Here is a 19,259-nt window from a genome sequence, read left to right as displayed (position 1 = left end):
CATCCTACTTAAGTGTCAGACCTAGTGTCCAAACTGGCGCTGCGGGACCAGAAACAGCACCGATAGCGCCTCCCGAAACCGCTGGCGAGCCATTTTTCCACCCACCCGATGAGAACTCCGTATGAACAACCTCTCACTCGATGGCCGTACAGTCCTCGTGACGGGAAGCGCCCGCGGTATCGGGCGTGAACTCCTGCTTTCGACGGCCGATCGTGGCGCACGAACCGCCGTTCACTATCACACGAGCGCCGAGGCCGCCCGCGAAGTCGCTGCCGAAGCGCGCTCGCGCGGTGCCGAAGACACGATGACCGTCCAGGGTGACGTTACCGATCCAGACAGCGTCGACGGCCTCTTCGCCGCGGTCGAATCCGAACTCGGCCCCGTCGACGTCCTCGTCAACAACGTCGGCGACTTCGCGCCGCATCACTGGGCTGAACTCGAGTTCGAAACGTGGAACCACGTTCTCGAGACCAATCTCAACGGCACCTATCTCTGCTCGAAGCGGGCGCTCCCGACGATGCGCGAGAGCGACAGCGACAGCGACGGCGGGTACGGCCGTATCGTCAATATCGGCTACGCGTCGAGCGAGAAAGGGCTCGTCAGCCCGGTGAACTTCCCGTATTTCGTCGCAAAAGCGGGCGTATTGATGTTTACCCGGATGCTCGCTGCGGAAACGCAAGACGACGGCATCACCGTCAACGCGATTTCGCCCTACGTCGTCGAGAACTCCGAAGAGTTTCCCGAGGAACTGCCGCGCGATCGTCCCGCGAGTTTCGACGATCTAATCCAGCCGCTGCTGTTTTTCCTCGACCCGGATTCGGGATACATCAGCGGCGAGAACGTCGAAGTCGACGGCGGGTGGCTTCCGGAACGCGTCTGAGTTGACGGAATCGGAATACGTATGCGGACGGCTGCCGACGGATTGTCCCTCAGAAACCGAACTCCTGTTTCGCGAACTGGGCGAGCAGCGGCACGTCCTCGAGACCGAGGAGGTTTGAAATAGCGCGGACGTTCCCCCGGTTTGCCTTCGCCAGCGTGTCGTCGCCGAGTCGATTCAGATCTCGCATCAGCCGGTCGTAGCGGTCGTTATCCGCGAGATACAGGAGTTTCGTCATCCACAGTCGGTTTTGCATGTTCGGGGCAACCTCTCGGTGCCAGAGCGTCTCGTAGACTTCGAGATTCTCCGCGGTGGGCTCGATATTGCCGTGCTTGAGGCAGCTATCGGCCGCGGCTGCGGCCATCCGGCCGGATTGCATACACTTGTTGATCCCCTCGCCCCAGAGCGGATCGACCGTCGGCACGGTGTCTCCGATCGCCATGAAGCGGTCGGTGTGTAACTTGTTCGGCATCTGGATGTGTGCCGATCCGCGGTGTTGTTTCTCGTCGAACCGGGTTGCGTCCCGAAAGCGCGGGTCGGTCTCGACCCAGTGATCGAGGTAGTCGTCGATGCTGAACCCGTCGCGAGCGTACTGGTCGTGACTCCCGTTTTGAATGTAACAGAGGCCGACCTTGGCCGTATCCTCGCCGGTGTGGAAAATCCACGAGTAGCCGCCGGGCGCGATCTCGTGATCCAATCGCAGCATCATCGCGTCGTGGAGATCCGCGAAGCCGGGTCGGTCGATGTCGATTCCCTCGAACTCGTACTCGATCCCGATCGCGTGGTTCTCCCGCTTGAGGTCCGTCACACCAAGTTTTTTCGCAAGCGGTGCGGCCGGCCCCGTCGCATCGATGATGATTTCGCCGTAGACCTCCTCGTCGCCGTTGTACGTCACACCGACGATCTCGCCGCCCTCCGTGATCGGAGCCGTAACCCGCGAATCGAAGCGATACTCCGCTCCCGCGGTCTGGCCCTCCTCGACGAGGAACCGCTTGAAGTCGGCGAACTCGAGAACCGCCCCGGACTGTTCTTTGACGAAGTAATCCGTCGGCGATTCGAGGACGACGCTATCGGTATACTGCATCACCACCTCGTCTGGAATGCCGAACGCGGACATCATCGACGGAAACGTCCCAGCCGTCGACTTGTTGCTCTGGCGCGGGAACTCCTCTTCGACCTCAGTTTCGAGGACGACGACATCGTAGCCTCTCGTCGCGAGGTCACGGGCACACTGGGCACCGGCCGGTCCGGCACCGGCGATCACCACGTCGTGGCGGTCGTTCATACTTTCCAGACTCTGTCGAACCCTAATGAGTTTGTTCAGTCGTCCCTGCGACCTGACTGCACTCTCACCACCGGCGTGTGGCTTGGTATCTTCCGTGCAGGCGACGGGCTCCGATGACTTACTACCGTTACTACCGGATCGAGCCGCTTGTAGCTTTCACTACCTGCGCACCGAGTGTACCCGCGCACCGAGTGCAGCGCCCGTCGTCAGTTCGGCGTATCGACCGCGTACCTTTTTGCCACCCCTCGAAAAATGCACCATATGGTCGACGTCCTCGACAACAAACGGGCCGCGACGCGATTCCGCATTCTCGTCCAGATCGCCGAGCGCCAGCCCGCCGTCAGCCAGGGGGAAATCGCCGAGGAAGTCGGCGTCACGAGCCAGGCCGTCAGCGAGTACATTCGCGAACTCGTCGACGACGGGCTCGTCGAGAAGGAAGGCCGTTCGCGCTATCGTGTCACTCGCGAAGGTGTCGACTGGCTCTTCCACGCCGCCGACAACGTTCGTCGCTTCGCAGACCACGTCACCGGCGACGTACTCGCTGCGATGAGCGAAGACGCCTACATCGCCACCGACGACATCGAAGAGGACGACACCGTCTCGCTCTCGCTCGAAGACGGCCTCCTTCACGCCACACCCGGCGGCGACGGCCCCGCAACCGGCATCGCCACCACCGACGCCGAAGCCGGCACCGACGTCGGCGTCACGAGCTTCGAGGGCGTCATGGAACTCGAACCCGGCTCCGTGACGGTGCTCCAGGTCCCCTCCGTGCGAACCGGCGGCAGCCGAGCGATCGATGCGGCCACCGTGACCGACGCCTGCGACGACGCCGAACTCGTCGTCGCAACCGGCGTCGAAGCCGTCGTCGCCTGCCGGCGGGCCACCGTCGAACCCGCAGTTACGTTCGCCGTCGGCGAGGTCGCCGCCGACGCCGCCGAACACGGACTCGATGTCACCGCAATCGCGACCACCGATGCCGTCGGCCGTGTTACTGATGCGCTCCGTGACGCCGATGTCGCCTACGAAGTACTCGAAGGGTAGAGCCGGCGAAACACGCGGCTCATTCCCTCACTGGGCCGGCAGTTGGTCGACGATTCCCTCAAAAACCGTTTTTGGAATGTGATAGAGCTGTTCGCCGCCCATCGAGCGGGTTTCTTTGACCAGAACGATTTCGTTTTCGATATATTGCTTCTCGACGTTCGCGATGAATTTCGCCTCGTACTTGGAAACCGAGTTCGCCGACTCTTCGTTCCCGAAATCACTGATCGTAGTCCATTCGTCGCTATTAAGCGATTTTTGGGCGCTTCTTTGCATTACAAGCACATGATTATGGGTTTGAGTGGATAACTCTTCCCATAATAGGAACTAAGATCTATAGAGTCCCTAGAACAGCCTCTCCTATGGGAACAATCTGCCATCCCACGCACCCTTCCTGCATACTATTCACAAAATGCCCACAAGAAATACACAGACAGCCACGCTAGTAATTGCGGCCCGAGACTCCCACCGCATCGCTCTCGGAACCGAGTTCAGCCGATGTACCGCAAGTCGTCGTCCGTCGGCACGTCCATCTGCTGTTGTTGCTCCATCTCCTGAATCTTGCCGATCACGCCCTCCATCTCGTCGGCCCGCTCGTCGAGCGTTTCGTAGTCCAGTTCGATATCGAGTACGTCCTCGAGCACTTCGAGGACGGCACGCGCACTCTTCGGGTCGACGAGATAGCCGCTCGTCTCACCCATCAGACACGCGGCCTCCAATCCGCGGCGCTCGCCGAGTCCCAAGAGCAGCCCCGAGACACCGACGATCCCACCCGCCGGCTCGTCTTCCCTGAACTCGACACCCGCTTCCTCGAGTTCACCGAGCATCGACTCGTCGCTGACAGCGCCGACGACGGCATACTCATCGATGAGTTCACCCGTCGGCACGCCGCCGAGTGCGAACACCTCGCTCGCGCCGAACTCTTCGGCGATATCGAGGAAGGCACTCGTCAGCACGTAATGGCCTTCGTTGGTCTGGGCCTGGTGATCGCCGGTCAACAGAAGTAGATCGCGGCCCTCTGCCGGCGAGATTGCGTAAATCTCGACGCAGGTGAGTTCGGAGACGCCACCCTCGATGCTCACCTGCGGCGGGAACTCGTGTGAGTACACCCGTCTAACGAGCGTGCTCTCGCCGTCGAGTTCTTCGAGCAGGTGGTCGACGGCGAGTTTGCCGACGTGTCCGACGCCCGGCAGCCCCTCGACGAGTACGGGGTCGTCCAGTGCAGCCTCGGCGACCGCGTCGATGTCGAGTTCGTCCATACCCTATCAGCGGTTGCGACGTTTAAGAGCGCGTCGGTACTCGCCGTAGGGGTCTTCCGGATCGAAGGGTGCGGGGGCGCTGTTCTCGGTGGGTGCGCCACAGTCGGGACACGTTTCAGACAGGCTGTATCGTGGCCGGTCGTGTTGGTCACGCCACGCCGAACAGACACGGATGTCGGATTTCATTGGATCTGTGGTGTGCGTCTGGATACAACGGATCGATGCTGTCGATCCGAACGCTCGGGGTCCAAGCCGCGTCTGGCCCCGCCATCGTCGTCTGGGCCGTGTTCTACTACTCCTCGTCCGTTCGGCGGTCGCGGTGGTACTCGCCGTCGCCGCCGTGGCCCTCGATGGCGGCGATTGCACGCTGGGCGCTCTCTTCGAGTTGGGATTCGGCCGTCTTGTAGTTGGGTGCCTGCACGCGGATGCGGTACTCGGGTGCGCCGACGTAGGTGACGTCGAGGTCGACCTCTTCGGGCACCTCGCCGTTTCCTTCGGCTGCGGTCAGCGCCTCGCGGATCCCGTCGACGCCGCTTGCAGACGGGTTCTCGAGGTCGACGTAGCCAGTAACGTTGACGTACGGCACCGAGACGTTTTCGCGAGCGGTTTCGACGAGTGCGTCGATCTCGTCGTCCGTGAGTTCGGTATCTTCGAGCGCCTCGTGGCCGTGGATTGCGGCCTGTTTGAAGCCCTCGTAGAGGCTGCCGTGAGCACCGATCAGTTCGTTCGCGATCGCGGTGTATTCCTCGTCTTCGATCTCTTCGCCCGTGGCCAGATCCATCCAGTTGTCGGCTTTCTGCTCGTTTTTCCACTGCTGGATCTTCTCGGAGCGCTGGTGATCGTTGACGTCCTTGAGCGAGAGATCGATCTGCTGGGACCCCTCGTCGACGTCTAGGACCTTACAGACGACGATCTGGCCCTCGCGGACGTGGTCGCGGACGTTCTTGATCCATCCGCTTGCGACCTCGGAGATGTGAATCAGGCCGCGCTTGTCCTCGTACTCCTCGAGATCGACGAAGACACCGAAGTCTTCGATCTCGTCGATCTTGCCGACGACGAGTTCGCCGGGGTCGGGCCAGCCGCTGTACTTCATCGTGACTCGACTGTATCCGTGATCTCGTGTTCGATCTCGGCCTTGCCACCGGTCGGTCGCGCGAGGGTGGTGCCACAGACGGCACAGGCGACCTCCGTCGCGGCCTTGCCGAAGACGGTCTGTTCGTTCTCGCAGTCACTGCAGCGAACGGTGTAGAAATTTCCTGCCATTGAAATCACTCCTGGAACTCGAGTCGGCCGGTACGCCATCCCTCGCGGAGGTGGGCCTTGCCGCATTCGCTGCAGCGGTACTTGAGATCGGTCTTCTTGGTGGGCTTCTCGCCGACAGGCACCTTCGAGAAGCGACCGGAGTTACCGATGCTCGATGTGTTCCGTCGGGTTCGGCGAGCGTCCCATTTCATGCCGGAGGAACGACCCGTTCGGGACTTCTCGACTTCGTGTTCGTGATGTTCGTTACAGTGCGGACAATACGTATTGAATCGGCGTGGCATCTGCATGGTTATCTCACTTGACGTGGGCTAAGATAGCGCTGTTTAAAACCCGTTTGGTTCGTCGTCGGGCCCGCTCCGGGAAAGCCACCGCAAGATCCCTGTCCGCGCTTTCGTGTGCGCACGCGTTCGAAGCGTTTAATCTCCTCTCGTGAGAACCCACCCATATGAAACAGCTCATCATCCACGGCGACCCCGGGATCAGAAAGGGTGCGATCATCGAAGTCGACGGTGAGCAAGTGGTCTGTTTCGGGATCAACCGCAACGGCGAGTGGCACGGCCCCGAGGAGGTCCAACTGTGGTGTACCGTCGGCGCTGAATCCGAATACGGGGACTTCGAACGCCGAAATTTCATCCCTCACTTCCTTGATGTCGAACGCGTCGATGCCGACGCCGTCGACGTCGTCCGACCGCAAGGTGAACTCGCAGTCTGAGTCGGCGCGCCGGTCTGTCGTGCAATTACGAGCCGGAACCCGACGATCTGTTAGTGAGGTCGCGTCGAAAATGAGTGCTGAGCGCAACCGAAACTGGTATTCGACGATGATCGACTCTTTCGCTGAGACAATCCGGACGCGGCTTCGTGCGCTTCTCTCGGCGAGGCGATTCCGCCAGTTCGCCGGCGTCGGACTCGTCGGTGCAACGGTGGATATCGGCACGCTAATCCTCCTGGTTGAGGCGATGGAGGTCTCAGCTGTTCCGGGGAAAGCCCTCTCTTGGGAACTCTCGATCGTGGTTATCTTCGTCCTCAACGAGTGGTGGACGTTCGCCAGCCACGGCAAGATGCACTTGCGAGCCCTGGGCACGCGATTTCTGCGGTCGAACGGGGTACGATTCCTGGGGTTTCTAGTGACACTCGGCATCTTTACGCTGCTGGTCGAGAGCGCCGGGCTTTGGTATGGAGTGGCGAACGTCCTCGGGATCGGTGTGGGATTTTTCGTCAACTACACTTGTGAGAGTCTCTACACGTGGCAGGTCCACCGCGATGAACGGTAGAAACTCCCATACGGCGGTTGAATCACAACCCTTAACTAGCACACCGGGTTACGATATGGTAGCGGGATGGGATAGCCAGGAGATTCCGGCGGGCTCATAACCCGCAGACCGGTAGTTCAAATCTACCTCCCGCTATACTTCTGCCGGAGCAAACTTCTGACCGGCAAGTTCGTTTCGTCACTCGGATCAGTTACACCGTTCAGACGTTGGTATCGGACAAAAGCGTCTCTCTCGTGGATCCAGCTGTTCCCGGCCGGCGAGCTAGTACTATCAGTGACGTTTGAGATGGAGTCTGGCTGGTCTCCGTCTTGGGTACGGTTCTCCTTTCGTGATACCTGGCTGTCGCTTCTCCTGGTCCGCAAGAGCGAAATTACTGACTAACACACCGAGATTCGGAGATGATATCGGAGTGACGGTCAATCCGACCGCACCGTCTGCTCGAGTTCAGTCGGCGGCAGTTCGTTTTCGAGGCGAAGACAGGAGGCGGTCTGTCCGGCCGTCGTGTCCTCGAGCGTCGGAGACCGTGACTCGCAGGGTGTCGCGAATTCGGTTACGAGTCGCTCGCGGGCGGCCGCCGGATTGCCGCTGACGAGCTCGTCGAGTGCCGCGTCGAGGACGGATTCCGCCCGGGGATCCTCAAGCGAGTGCGGGATGGCGAACTCGTCGCGGAGGCGGGCTTTCGTTTCGGTGGCGGACACGTCGTCGAGAGTTTCGTCGGATTCCCGTTCGGTGATGACTCCTTCACGGATGGCATCGACATCGACGGTGCCCTGATCGAGTTTCTGTCGCAGGTCCATGACGCGTCGCCAGGTCGACTGCTCGAACTCGTAGTTCTCGGGCTGAATGAGTTCCGGGCAACGGGTGTGGAACCGGCAGCCGGTCGGTGGGTTCGATGGACTCGGCACGTCGCCGGTGAGTTCGATACCCATCCCGCGATCCGTCGGATCGGCGGTCGGGATCGATGCCAGCAGTGCTCGAGTATAGGGATGCTGCGGGTTCGTAAAGACTTCCGACGCCGTCCCGAGTTCGACGATTTCACCGAGATACATCACGGCGACGCGGTCACAGATCTGGCGGATAACGGCCAGGTTATGGCTGATGAGCAGGATACTCAGCCCGAAGGTCTCCTGCAGGTCGGTCATCAACGCCAGGATTTCGGACTGGATCGAAACGTCGAGCGCGGACACCGGTTCGTCGGCGATAATCATGTCGGGGTTCATCGAGAGCGCCCGTGCAAGGCCGACTCGCTGTTTCTGTCCGCCGCTGAGTTCGTGCGGATACCGATCCGCCTCCCTCGCTGTTAGTCCCACCCGTTCGAGCAGATCCGCGACGATCTCGCGCCGCCGGCTTGCGTCCGTCAGGCCCTGTACGGCCAGTGGTTCGGCAATCGCCTCGCCGATACTCATTCGCGGATCGAAACTCGATTCCGGGTCCTGGAAGATCATCTGCACCCGCCGTCGGAACGCCTTCAGTTCCGCTTGATCGTACTGAGTGATGTCTTCCCCGTCGAATCGAACCGTCCCCTCGGTCGGCTCCTCGAGCCGGATCAGTGAACTCGCGGCAGTCGATTTCCCACAGCCGCTCTCACCGACGATTCCGACGGTTTCGCCCGGGTACACATCGAAGTCGATACCGTCGACGGCGCGAACGCGACCGACTTCCTTCGAACGGAGTCCCGTCGTGATCGGGTAGTGTTTCGTCAGGTTTCGCACCGAGAGCAGCGGCGCTTCGGTCCGAGCTGCAGCCGGCTGGTCACTCACGGGTGACACCCCTATCTCCATCTCCATCTCCATCCCTATCCCTATCCGTATCACTATCTCGACTGCCACCTGTCTGACCGGATGGCCGTTCCTGCGGCGTCGATGATCGGTCGGAGCCGAGCTGATCGAGGACGGACGGATCATCAGTTGACCGGTAATGAATACACGATACTTCGTGCTCGATGTCTTCGTTCTGGACCGCTCCACCGACGGATTCGAAGACCGGCTGTTCGCCGACCGTACACTCCGCGACCGCGTACGGACACCGGTCTGCGAACCGACAGCCCGTCGGCGGCGCCGTCGGGTCCGGGAGCGATCCCGGAATGCCACCGAGCGATCCGGGTCCGGGAAGACATTCGAGCAATGCCTTCGTGTACGGATGGGACGGCGACTCGAAGACGTCGTAGACGCTGCCCCGCTCCATCACCTTCCCGGCGTACATGACGACGACGCGGTCCGCGATTTCGGCGACGACGCCGAGATCGTGTGTGATAAAGACGATGCTCATCCCAGAGTCGGCCTGTAGCTCCCGGAGGAGTTTGAGGATCTGGGCCTGAATGGTCACGTCCAGCGCCGTCGTCGGCTCGTCCGCAATGAGCAGATCCGGTTGGCACGCAAGCGCCATAGCGATCATCACTCGCTGTTTCATCCCGCCGCTTAGCTCGTGGGGATAATCATCGAGATGTGAACTCGCTTCGGGAATGCCGACGCGATTGAGAAGGTTGATGGCGTCCTCGCGAGCGGCGTCATCGTCGACGTTTCGGTGGAGCTGGATCGCTTCGACGAGTTGCCAGCCGACGGTGTAGACCGGATTGAGTGCACCCTGCGGGTTCTGGAAGATGTGGCTGATCCTCGCCCCGCGGATATCGGTGAGTTCGTCCTCGGTTCGCGACGCGAGGTCGATGCCGTCGAAGACGACTGAACCGTCGGCGATCGATCCAGGCGGACTCTTGAAGAGTTGGGTGATCGACTCGCTCGTTACCGTCTTTCCGCTGCCGCTTTCGCCGACGATACAGACCGTTTCACCGCGTTGTACGGTGAAATCGATGCCGTCGACCGCGTGTACCGTTCCGTCGTCGGTATCGAACACCGTTTTTAAATTCTCGACGGCGAGCAGCACCTCGTCGGGTTTCGCGTCGGAAGACGATTCGGCTGCGGTACTGTCACGTGCCGGGGAGGCCGCACTCGTATTCGAGTTCATAATTGTTTTGTTTCCGCGTGCGTTTGCGTTGGTGATACTAGCTGGTGTCGAACGATTCGTTGCTGTGGAACCGTCGGTAGTCGGTGTCGACGGCGTCTGGTCAGTGTGGGGCGGATGGGGCGCGTTGTCCGGTCGGTTTGTGGCCATTGTCATTTGTCACCACCATTCGCTCGTGGGTCCAGCGCGTCACGGAGTGCATCTCCGACGAAGTTGAACGCGAGAATCGTAAAGAACAGGAAGATTCCGGGAATCGTCGAGACCCACCAGGCGTTCGGTAGATCGGATCTCCCAGAGGCGATGACTTCGCCCCACGAGGGAACCGTCGGATCGCCGAGGCCGAGAAACGCCAGACTCGCCTCGAAGAGGATAAGGCTGGGTATCAAGAGGGTCACGGCTGTGATGACGCTGTTAGAGACGTTCGGCAGGAGGTGACGACGCATCGTCCAGTAGCCGCTCGCGCCGGCGTTTTTCGCCGCCAAGACGTATTCTTCCTCGCGGCGTTGGAGTGCCTCACTGCGGACGATGCGAGCGATGCCGCCCCATCCGAGTAGCCCGAAGATGACGATCATACTGAAGAGACTCCCACCGTAGAGATAGACGATCATGAGGTACAGGAAGAACGTCGGGAACGTAATCTGGATGTCGACGTATCGCATGAGGGCGGCGTCGATCCAACCGCCGAAGTAGGCGGCGCTCACGCCGACGATAGCCGCGATGGTAATCGTGATCAGCGCGGCGATCAGGCCGACTTGCATGCTGACCTCCATGCCGTAGATGACCGAGACGAGGATATCCTTGCCCTCGTGGGTCGTTCCGAACGGATGAGCCCAGGTGCCGTGACAGCTCCCGCCGGCAACCTCGCCAGCACACTCGACGGGGAGCCAGTTGGGGGCCGACGTAAAGACCGGCGGCTGGTAGGCGTTGCTCGGATCGACGGTCGGCTGCTCGAGGAATCGCGGTCCGATCGAGCCGATGAGAAAGATCACGCCCAGATAGATGAGGCTGGCAACCGCCGCCCTGTTCTTTCGAAACTGCTGCCAGTAGTACCTCGTCATGCGCCCGTTCTCGTACAGCGGCACGACGACGCCGACGAGAATCGTCAGCAGCGTCAGAATGTACAGCCAGTCGAGCGCCTGGAGGCTGATCCCGAGCGGTTCGATCGTGTCGGCTCTGGGGGGCTTGAGGACGTAGTCGTAGAGGAGACCGACAGCGAACAGCAGATATGCGCCGATTGTGACGATCGTCTTGCGCGAGAACGCTCGCGTCGTTTCGTCGATATCGTCCCAATCGACATCCTCGAACGTTTCCCGCGGCTCGTTATCGACCGCCATCAGGAATCACCGTACTCGATACGCGGATCGAGTATCGTATAGGCGATATCCTGCGCCAGATTTCCGATAATCGTCAGAAACGCCGGCAGCAACACGGTCCCCATCACGAGCGACGTATCCTGATTCATAATCGCCTCGAAACTCAGCGTTCCCAGTCCGGGAATGCCAAAGACGACCTCGATCAGGTACGACGAGACGAGGATGATCCCCAGCAAGTCCCCGACAAGGATCGTCGCAATCGGCACCGACGCGGGCCGGAAAATATGGCGAGTGAGCACGCGCCAGTCTCCAACCCCCTTCGCCTTCGCCGTCTTGACGAACTCGGCTTCGACGTACTCGAGCGCCTCCGCCCGCGAGTACCGCATCAGACTCGCGATCGAACTCAACGTCAGGACAACGATCGGCAGTATAAACTGTGCCAGGTTTTCGAGCGAGAACGTCGCGGCCGTCGTATCGAAGATGATCGGTACCCAGCCCAACATGCCGCTGAAGAGTACGAAGAGCACGATCCCGAACCAGAAGTCCGGGATGCTCAGCCCGAAGAAGGCAAAGAACGTCGCTGCGTAGTCCCCGCGTGTGTACTGGTTCGTCGCGGAGTACAGGCCGATCGCAATCCCGAGCACCGACGAAATGAGAACCGACGGCACGGCGTACATCATCGAGTACGGGATTGCCTCCGCTATCGCCGTCGTCACCGGCTGCGAGCGCGTTTCCGACCATCCCCAGTCGAGCGAGAGCATGTTGCCCATGTACTCTATATACTGGACGTGAATCGGCTGATCGTAGCCGTGGTAGCTCTCGTACGCGGCACCGATCGACTCGGGATCGTCCCCGGCCTGTGCCGCCTGAAACTGGAGTTCAGCGAGTTGCGTGTCCGGGGTGAAGTAAAGCAGCAAGAACGTTAGCGTCAGGACGATCACCGACGCGACGACTGCCCACGCGACGCGACGCAGAATGTAGGTTGCCATACTCACGAGCCATCACCGAGCGGGTCGAATGCAAATCTGATCATATCACAGGGTAAATATCGATCACGATGTGGGACTCTACGCCTCGTCGAAGGCCCAGGTGCGATCGTTCCACGACTGCCCGAACTCCTCTCTGGGCCCGTCAACGCGGCTGCGGTAGCCGATAATATCGTCGCTCATCGAGACGAAATTGACCGGCTGATCCTCGCTCAAAATACCGAAGATTTCGGCCATAGTCGCCTCGCGTTCTGCCTGGTCCGTCGAGGTCCGTACGGTCTCGAACATCGATGCCAAATCTTCGTCCGGAACGTAGCCGTAGTAGTTCGTTGGGGCCCGTTCCGTCCAGAACGCATCGATCGCCGCCGGGGTCCGTGGATACGTGTTGAAATTGATCCCGTACATCAGATCCCAGTCCTCCGAACTCGCGGAATTGTCCCGCGGACCGTCGTTGTTCGGCCCGCCGGTCCATGGCTGCTCGTCCTCCGTGCCCTGCCACGAGTTCTGCACGTAGTTCGGAATCAGCTGGTCGAAGGAAACCGACTCGAACTCGATGTTGATGCCGAGAGCGGACAGTTCCTCGCCCATGAACTCGGCCGTCGTCTCCGTGGCTTCGGTGCCGCGGGAGTAGACCAGCGTGAGCGTGACCTGCTCGCCGTCGGGCCCGACGAGGGTATCGCCGTCGTAGCCGTAGTCCGAGCTCAGGTTGGCTTCGAGGCGGTCGCGAGCGCCGGCCCGGTCGTAGCTGTCGCCCTCGCCGAACTGAGTGACCTCCGACTCGTCGTACCACTCGGACCAGTGTGGCTGGAACGTATGAGCGGTTTCGGCGTAGCCGCGGAGAATATTTTCGGTGATTTCGACCTTGTCGATGGCCATCGACAATGCCTGACGGACTTCGCGCGTGCGTAGTTCCTCCCAGCCGTTCATCCGCTGGTTGTACGCGAGAATCGTCAGATACGAGTACGGCACTTCCATGATCTCGACGTCAGACTGCCCCTCGAACCGTTCGACGCGGGTCGATGGGACGTTCGTTTGGTCGATTTCGCCCTGTTCCAGGGCGGTCATCCGAGGGCTTTCCTCGCTCATCGTATGCCAGGTGTACTGCTCGAAATTCGGCGCGGTCTGCCAGGCTTCGATCTCCTCTTCGCTTACGTAATCAGGGAAGTCCTCGGCGTCGAGCTCGGTCATGTAGTAATCGTCGTTTTTGACCGCGGTGAACTCTGAGCCACGCTCCCAGCGCTCGAAAGTATAGGCACCCAGATTCCCGGTGTACGCGAGTTCTTGAATCTCGTCGTCCTGATCGAGACCCTCTCCGTCCTGCTCGTCGACGTATGGTTCGAGGAGCCCTTTCGGCAGACAGTACGACCCCCAGAGGACCGGCTCGAACGGCCAGTCGGCGTTCGGACGTTCGAGTTCGATCTGGAACTCGAGTTCGCCGGTCTGTTCGACGGTGACCCCTGCCCAGTTGCCGGCGGCCTCGGAGAGCGCCCAGTTATCCGTTCCCTGGTGGACTTCCTGGATCAGATACACCCAGTCTTCGGCGGTCATCTGACCGTAGTCACCGCCCCACTGGAGGTTGTCCCGGAGGGTCGCGACGTACACCTGCGAGTCGCCGGTGTCCTCGACATCCAACCAGAGCGGAAAGAGTTGGGTATCGCTGGTGATGGTGTAGGCACTGTCCATCGTCAACGCAAGGCGATCGCTGGTGTTCTGATCGGACACCTGAATGAAGTTCAGCGATTCGGCATCCGTCGTGTCTGCAGCAGCATATCCGTTTCCTCCCCCGCTGTCGCTACCGAGACAGCCGGCAGCTCCGATCACGCCTGCTGCAGTAAGGCCCTGCAACATACGGCGACGATTGATACCATTTCGGTATCGGTTGTTATTCTCCACCATGTAACTGTGGACCAAACACAGATATAAATAAGTTAGTATTTGTTATTCAATATAATATTGCCGTGACTATAAACAGCGGCTTTTGATGCCTATCCGTCCTAAAATACCTCATTACAGATCACGAACATCGGACAATATATTCTTAAGAGAGAAGAAACACACAATACATTGTGAATGAATATCGGTGGGATTGGGGAGATTTTACCGAGGTGCGCGCGAGCAGTTCCCATGTCATATTCACCCGCTAATTCACACCAGTTCGGGGGTGAACTCGGTCGAACGACCTTATTTAGGGAACAATCATCGTTGAATATTCTACATCAATGGACAATTGTGTTCACGTAATGGTACCACACCGAATCCAAAACAAAATTTTATGGCATATGAGCATCTGGTGTCAGTCGAAATGGCGAATGAAATCGATAAATCCCGGCGTACGTTCCTGAAGGCGGCCGGGGCAGGTGCAGCGATGGCAACCGTTGCCGGATGTATTTCCGGTGACAATCCCAACGAGGGAGACAGCGAGAATGTGCTAAACACTATCAATTCGACGGTCACTTCGTTGGATCCGATCCAGTCGACGGACACGGCCTCGGGTGAGGTCATCAAGCAGATCTACGAGGGATTGACGTACTTCGAGAACGGCGAAACGACCGTCGAGAACCTCCTCGCTGAGGAAGTCGACATCTCCGACGACCTACTAACCTACACGTTCACGCTGAAAGAGGCGACGTATCACAACGGGAGCGAACTGACCGCGGACGACTTCGTTTTCGCGTTCCGGCGACTTGCCGAATCCGAATACAGCGAGCGGGCAAACTTCCTCCTCGAAGGAACGATGCTCAACGTCGAGCACGAGACCGACGGCGACGAGGAACTCGTCGCGGACTCGATCGGCGTCGAAGCGGTCGATGACCGGACGTTAGAAATTCGACTCGAGACGCCGAACCCCAACGCGCTCGAACTCCTCGCATACGACTCGTTCGCTGCGATTCCAGAGGGAATTGTCGGCGACATCGAAGGCTACGACGGCGAGTACGACCAAGGTGATTTCTCCACCTCTGAACCGGTTGGAACCGGACCGTTCCAGTTCGAAACCTGGGAATCCAACGCGGAAGTGGAAGTGTCTAGATTCGACGATTACCACGGGAGTGTCGCAAATATCGAGGGGGTCCATTGGAAGATCCTTGAAGAGGACAACGCGCGCTTTACGTATGCGACGAACAAAAATGCGGATCTCTTCCGGATCCCAACGCCCGAGTACGATCCGAACCTGGTCGACGCTGAAACGGATGATCAAGGGCGGGATATTGGAACGTATGGTCCGTTCGAAAACGGCGAAGAACTCAATTATGTCGGCGTCCCGCAACTGTCGACGTACTACTTCGCATTTAATGCGACAGCGGTCCCTCGTCCAGTTCGGCAGGCGATAGCATACGTTCTCAATCGCGAGGAACTTGTTCAGGAGATTTTCGCGGGTCGCGGTGAGGAGGCGTACACGTTCACGCCACCGGGTGCGTTCCCGGGCGGGGCCGAGCGCCGCGAAGAGTTCATTCAGGACTATCCCTACGGGATGAACGAGAGCCAGCGAGATACTGCAGAGGAACTCCTCGCAGACGCCGGTTACACCGAGGGCGATCCGTTCGAGGTGACACTAACCACCTACGAGAGCGAAGTGTTCCAGAAAGCCGGTCGAACCCTTCGTGACAAGCTCGCCGGGCTCGGTGTCTCGATACAACTCACACAGACGCCGTTCTCGACGCTGCAAGAGCGCGGTGAAAACGGGCAACTCGACTTCTTCTCGCTCGGATGGACCTGGAGCTGGCCGGCAGCGGACTACGGGATGTTCGGCTTCGAGCCGGAGAATACCGATACCTCACGGATGCCGACGGAAACGAACGGCTACTATCTCGACTGGCACGCGGAGGACTCGGACGCTTCGAGAAAGGCCCAGGAAGCGTGGGAACAGGTCGAAGCGAATCCCGAGCCGGAAGAAGGCCAGGAAGCGCGTAACGAGGCCTACATCGAGATGGAAGAGGCAATTTGGGACGATGCGATCATGCTGCCGCTGTATCACGACACCCGCGAACAGTTCGCTTACGATCACGTCGACATCGAACCGTTCGGCGCGATGGGGGACTACCAGCAGCGGTACAACAGCGTCACGCTGGAGTAACGATTGCTATTCGGTGACGCGGCTTCGGGTTGCTCCCTGACCCGGCCGTGGTCATTGCTGTCAACGATAATAGGGAGGTTTATAATCCAGGAATGCTCGAACCATCTATAGTACGACACATGATGCACATGTTGCAGACGGGTGGTCACCCGTGAGCCGCTGGCGGTACTTCTTCCGTCGGCTGCTCCTGTCGATCCCCGTCGTCTTCGTCGGGCTCACGATTACGTTCGTCCTCGTACGAATGGGCCCGGTCGACCCCGTTGCCGCTATTATTGGTCCCGAAGGGGGGGCCGCGAACCGCGCACGGATCGAGCAGCGGCTCGGTCTGAATGAACCACTCTGGCGGCAGTACATCGACTTCATGGTCGATATGCTGACGCTCAACCTGGGTCAGTCCTGGGTCATCCAGCCGAATACGAGCGTTGGTGAGTTGTTAACCATCTACGCTCCGCGGACGCTCTGGCTCGGGTTCTGGTCAGTCCTGATTGCGATTTTCGTCGGGATTCCGCTTGGCTTCTATGCTGGGCTGAATCCAAACACTGGGGGAGATTACCTCGCGTCGTTCGGCGGAATCGTCTGGCGTGCGATGCCGAACTTCTGGCTCGCAATCATCTTCCTCGCCGTCTTACGCCAGTCCGAGAAGTTCTTCTTCGGAATTAACTGGGACACCGTCGGGGTTACCGTTCCCGGTATCATCGGACAACCGCCGCTCAATTTCATCGCAGTCACCGACTGGGTTTCACTCGGGATCGTTAGCATCCCGATTGGATTCTACTTTTCGCCAGTAACTCTCGCAGCTTCGATCAAACAGATCCTGCCCCCTGCGATCGTTCTGGGCTCGGCTGCGATGGGGAACGAGATGCGAATCGGACGCACCGCCGTTCTCGAGACGATTAACTCGAATTACGTCGAGACTGCAAAGGCGAAGGGACTTCGGAGTCGGGCCATCGTCTGGAAGCACGTCTTCCGGAACGCACTGGTTCCGCTCGTCCCGATCATCACCAACGAGGCGTTCATCCTGATCGGCGGCTCGGTCATCGTCGAATACATCTTCGGCATCAACGGGCTCGGATACCTGTTCTACCAGGCATCGATCCAGGGTGATCTCCCGCTGGTCGGATCGCTGATGTTCGTCTTCATCCTCCTGATCGTCTCGGTAAACATCCTCCAGGACTTCCTCTATACGGTTCTGGATCCACGCGTGGGGTACGAATAGATGAGTATGAACGAATTCGACGACAAGACACTTCGAGAGCGTATCGCTGCGAACCCGCGGCCGGCCTTGCTTTGGCTGGTCGGTGCACTCGTCCTGGTTGCACTCGAACTAGGACGGATCGCCGACGGCGTTCTTCGACTCGGCGGCGCGGTTGGAATTATGGTCGAGATGATCGTGACGATCCCGAGTTCAGTACGAGGATCTGTTGGCAGTTCATTCGGAACCGGTGCTGGCATCGCTGCCTTCGTCATCACGGCGTTCGTCCTGCTGGGAATCGTCGCCATCGTCGTCAAGTGGCTGTTCATCCCGTGGTCGCTCGTCGACCGACTTGGAATCGACGTGAGTACGGGTCGTGAAGATATCCTCGAACGGCTGCTCGTGACCGGGCTGCTTGCGATCGTTGCCGCTGCGCTCGTCTGGACACCCGCCGGCGGGCTCTTCGAGATGCTCATCGGTGTCCTTACGCGCGGTATCGAAGCAGTCGGGTCGCTGACGACGATTACGAGTCGAGAGATCATTCCGAATCAGGGTTACCAGCTGTCGGACGGAAGTTGGGAAGGGACGTTCCTTGGCCTCTCGCCTGCATGGGCGTGGGCGCTTCGCGTGCTCGTCGTCTACGCGTACGCTCTGACCTGGCTCGCCTGGCTCTGGAAGGGCTACGAAATCTTCCGAGAACACTACCGCAATGCGGACTGGACACCCCGTGATGACAGCATCAATCGCTTTCGGAATCATTACTGGGGAGTCTTCGGCTTCGTCGTCGTGTTCATGTTCGTCGTGATGGCGCTTTGGGCCCCTGCCCTCAGCCCGGTCACAGCGGAGGAGAATCTCTACAGCCCATACCAACACGAAATCCAGTACCAGGGTGACGATGGGCTTCAATCGATAACCCACGGCGATGCAAACATGCAGAGTCGATCAGAGAAAAACTCGAACGTCGGGCTGATGAGCTACGACGACTACAACCGCTTCCATCCCTTCGGGACAAACACAGACGGGAAGGATCTGTTTACCTTCCTGGCTTACGGCGCGCAAGTCTCGCTTGTGATCGGACTCCTCGCAACGGTTCTTATGGCAGTAGTTGCGACAGTTATGGCGCTCATCACAGCATACTACAAGGGCGTCACTGATTTGTTGACGGTCGTCGTCAGCGACTCAATAACGTCCTTGCCACGGCTTCTGTTAGTACTGTTACTCTCAGTACTATTCACGAAAGCAAACCATCCGATCGCGGAGATTTACGACGGGGGATTACTCCTCGCACTGATCTTCGCTGTAACGAGCTGGCCCGGGCTGTGGCGAGCGGTCCGCGGACCCGCACTCCAGGTATCAGAACAGGAGTGGATCGACGCCGCAAAGAGCTACGGGCAGAGTCCGGCAGAAACCATGCGAAAACACATGTCGCCGTACATCGCCGGTTACATGCTCATCTATGCCTCGCTCTCGCTCGGTGGCGTCATCATCGGTGTTGCCGCCCTCTCGTTCCTCGGGTTCGGGGTTCAAGCACCCACACCCGAGTGGGGGCGAGCCGTCCAGCAGGGACAGGCGTACGTTTCGTCCCCCTCGTGGCACGTCGCCACGATCCCCGGTCTCCTGGTCGTCTTCCTGGTGACCGGATTCAACGCGCTCGGTGACGGCATCCGCGACGCAATCGACCCAGAGAGTGATAGCGGCGATGGAAATGCCGCTGCTGCCGCTACCGGGGGTGGTGGATAATGGCA

The 19,259-nt window shown here is 59.5% G+C and carries 19 protein-coding genes and 1 tRNA gene; 8 read left to right on the top strand and 12 right to left on the bottom strand.

The window, feature by feature from the left end:
• Positions 1-121: 121 nt before the first annotated feature.
• The gene (locus SM755_RS02325; RefSeq protein WP_323171274.1) at positions 122-880 is read left to right on the top strand and encodes an SDR family NAD(P)-dependent oxidoreductase; all 759 of its coding nucleotides are present in this window, start codon (positions 122-124) and stop codon (positions 878-880) included.
• Positions 881-929: 49 nt separating this feature from the next.
• Here the strand turns inward: SM755_RS02325 and SM755_RS02320 are convergent, their stop codons facing one another.
• Positions 930-2,162 carry a digeranylgeranylglycerophospholipid reductase gene (locus tag SM755_RS02320; protein ID WP_323171273.1) on the bottom strand — a complete coding sequence of 411 codons (1,233 nt, stop codon included), beginning with the start codon at positions 2,160-2,162 and terminating at the stop codon, positions 930-932.
• A 261-nt stretch (positions 2,163-2,423) separates the two neighbouring features.
• Between SM755_RS02320 and SM755_RS02315 the strand changes: the two genes are divergently transcribed.
• Positions 2,424-3,203 carry a MarR family transcriptional regulator gene (locus SM755_RS02315; protein WP_323171272.1) on the top strand — a complete coding sequence of 260 codons (780 nt, stop codon included), beginning with the start codon at positions 2,424-2,426 and terminating at the stop codon, positions 3,201-3,203.
• A gap of 27 nt (positions 3,204-3,230) precedes the next feature.
• Here SM755_RS02315 and SM755_RS02310 read toward each other — a convergent pair whose 3' ends face one another.
• The 6 genes from SM755_RS02310 to SM755_RS02285 all read right to left on the bottom strand — a co-directional run bounded on the left by SM755_RS02310 (position 3,231) and on the right by SM755_RS02285 (position 6,009).
• Entirely contained in the window at positions 3,231-3,476 is a 246-nt protein-coding gene (locus SM755_RS02310) for a hypothetical protein (protein ID WP_323171271.1), read from the bottom strand.
• Between the two features lie 215 nt (positions 3,477-3,691).
• A complete protein-coding gene (locus SM755_RS02305) occupies positions 3,692-4,459 on the bottom strand; it encodes a proteasome assembly chaperone family protein (protein WP_323171270.1) in 768 nt (255 codons plus the stop codon).
• 6 nt (positions 4,460-4,465) lie between these two features.
• Positions 4,466-4,645: an RNA-protein complex protein Nop10 gene (locus SM755_RS02300; RefSeq protein WP_006109835.1), complete on the bottom strand. Its 180-nt coding sequence runs from the start codon at positions 4,643-4,645 to the stop codon at positions 4,466-4,468.
• A gap of 106 nt (positions 4,646-4,751) precedes the next feature.
• Positions 4,752-5,552: a translation initiation factor IF-2 subunit alpha gene (locus tag SM755_RS02295; protein WP_323171269.1), complete on the bottom strand. Its 801-nt coding sequence runs from the start codon at positions 5,550-5,552 to the stop codon at positions 4,752-4,754.
• Entirely contained in the window at positions 5,549-5,722 is a 174-nt protein-coding gene (locus SM755_RS02290) for a 30S ribosomal protein S27e (RefSeq protein WP_006109837.1), read from the bottom strand. The genes SM755_RS02295 and SM755_RS02290 overlap by 4 nt, the downstream gene beginning before the upstream one ends.
• 5 nt (positions 5,723-5,727) lie before the next feature.
• The gene (locus SM755_RS02285; protein ID WP_160062122.1) at positions 5,728-6,009 is read right to left on the bottom strand and encodes a 50S ribosomal protein L44e; all 282 of its coding nucleotides are present in this window, start codon (positions 6,007-6,009) and stop codon (positions 5,728-5,730) included.
• Positions 6,010-6,167: 158 nt separating this feature from the next.
• Between SM755_RS02285 and SM755_RS02280 the strand changes: the two genes are divergently transcribed.
• The 3 genes from SM755_RS02280 to SM755_RS02270 all read left to right on the top strand — a co-directional run bounded on the left by SM755_RS02280 (position 6,168) and on the right by SM755_RS02270 (position 7,128).
• Positions 6,168-6,434 (top strand): HAH_0734 family protein, encoded by a 267-nt coding sequence (locus tag SM755_RS02280; RefSeq protein WP_323171268.1) that lies wholly within the window; start codon positions 6,168-6,170, stop codon positions 6,432-6,434.
• A gap of 106 nt (positions 6,435-6,540) precedes the next feature.
• Complete coding sequence (locus SM755_RS02275) at positions 6,541-6,993, top strand: GtrA family protein (RefSeq protein ID WP_323171267.1); 453 nt, start codon at positions 6,541-6,543, stop codon at positions 6,991-6,993.
• Positions 6,994-7,053: 60 nt separating this feature from the next.
• Positions 7,054-7,128, top strand: a tRNA-Met gene (locus SM755_RS02270).
• Positions 7,129-7,409: 281 nt separating this feature from the next.
• Here SM755_RS02270 and SM755_RS02265 read toward each other — a convergent pair.
• The 5 genes from SM755_RS02265 to SM755_RS02245 form a co-directional block, all read right to left on the bottom strand.
• On the bottom strand, positions 7,410-8,774 hold the full coding sequence (locus tag SM755_RS02265; protein WP_323171266.1) for an oligopeptide/dipeptide ABC transporter ATP-binding protein: 1,365 nt from the start codon (positions 8,772-8,774) through the stop codon (positions 7,410-7,412).
• Positions 8,746-9,954, bottom strand: coding sequence for an ABC transporter ATP-binding protein (locus SM755_RS02260; protein ID WP_323171265.1), 1,209 nt, complete (start codon positions 9,952-9,954; stop codon positions 8,746-8,748). The genes SM755_RS02265 and SM755_RS02260 overlap by 29 nt, the downstream gene beginning before the upstream one ends.
• Before the next feature lie 149 nt (positions 9,955-10,103).
• Positions 10,104-11,285, bottom strand: a complete 1,182-nt coding sequence (locus SM755_RS02255; protein WP_323171264.1) for an ABC transporter permease — start codon at positions 11,283-11,285, stop codon at positions 10,104-10,106.
• A complete protein-coding gene (locus tag SM755_RS02250) occupies positions 11,285-12,253 on the bottom strand; it encodes an ABC transporter permease (RefSeq protein WP_323171263.1) in 969 nt (322 codons plus the stop codon). The genes SM755_RS02255 and SM755_RS02250 overlap by 1 nt, the downstream gene beginning before the upstream one ends.
• A gap of 78 nt (positions 12,254-12,331) precedes the next feature.
• Positions 12,332-14,098, bottom strand: coding sequence for an ABC transporter substrate-binding protein (locus SM755_RS02245; protein ID WP_323171262.1), 1,767 nt, complete (start codon positions 14,096-14,098; stop codon positions 12,332-12,334).
• A 454-nt stretch (positions 14,099-14,552) separates the two neighbouring features.
• Between SM755_RS02245 and SM755_RS02240 the strand changes: the two genes are divergently transcribed.
• The 3 genes from SM755_RS02240 to SM755_RS02230 all read left to right on the top strand — a co-directional run bounded on the left by SM755_RS02240 (position 14,553) and on the right by SM755_RS02230 (position 19,254).
• A complete protein-coding gene (locus tag SM755_RS02240) occupies positions 14,553-16,322 on the top strand; it encodes an ABC transporter substrate-binding protein (protein ID WP_323171261.1) in 1,770 nt (589 codons plus the stop codon).
• 151 nt (positions 16,323-16,473) lie between these two features.
• Positions 16,474-17,538: an ABC transporter permease gene (locus SM755_RS02235; RefSeq protein ID WP_323171260.1), complete on the top strand. Its 1,065-nt coding sequence runs from the start codon at positions 16,474-16,476 to the stop codon at positions 17,536-17,538.
• Positions 17,539-19,254, top strand: a complete 1,716-nt coding sequence (locus tag SM755_RS02230) for an ABC transporter permease (RefSeq protein ID WP_323171259.1) — start codon at positions 17,539-17,541, stop codon at positions 19,252-19,254.
• Positions 19,255-19,259 lie beyond the last annotated feature (5 nt).

The organism is Natrialba sp. PRR66 (genome assembly GCF_034808065.1).
Taxonomy (GTDB): Archaea; Halobacteriota; Halobacteria; order Halobacteriales; family Natrialbaceae; genus Natrialba; species Natrialba aegyptia.
The sequence above is the reverse complement of the archived record's forward strand: the minus strand, read 5'-3'. Positions and strand labels throughout refer to the sequence as shown.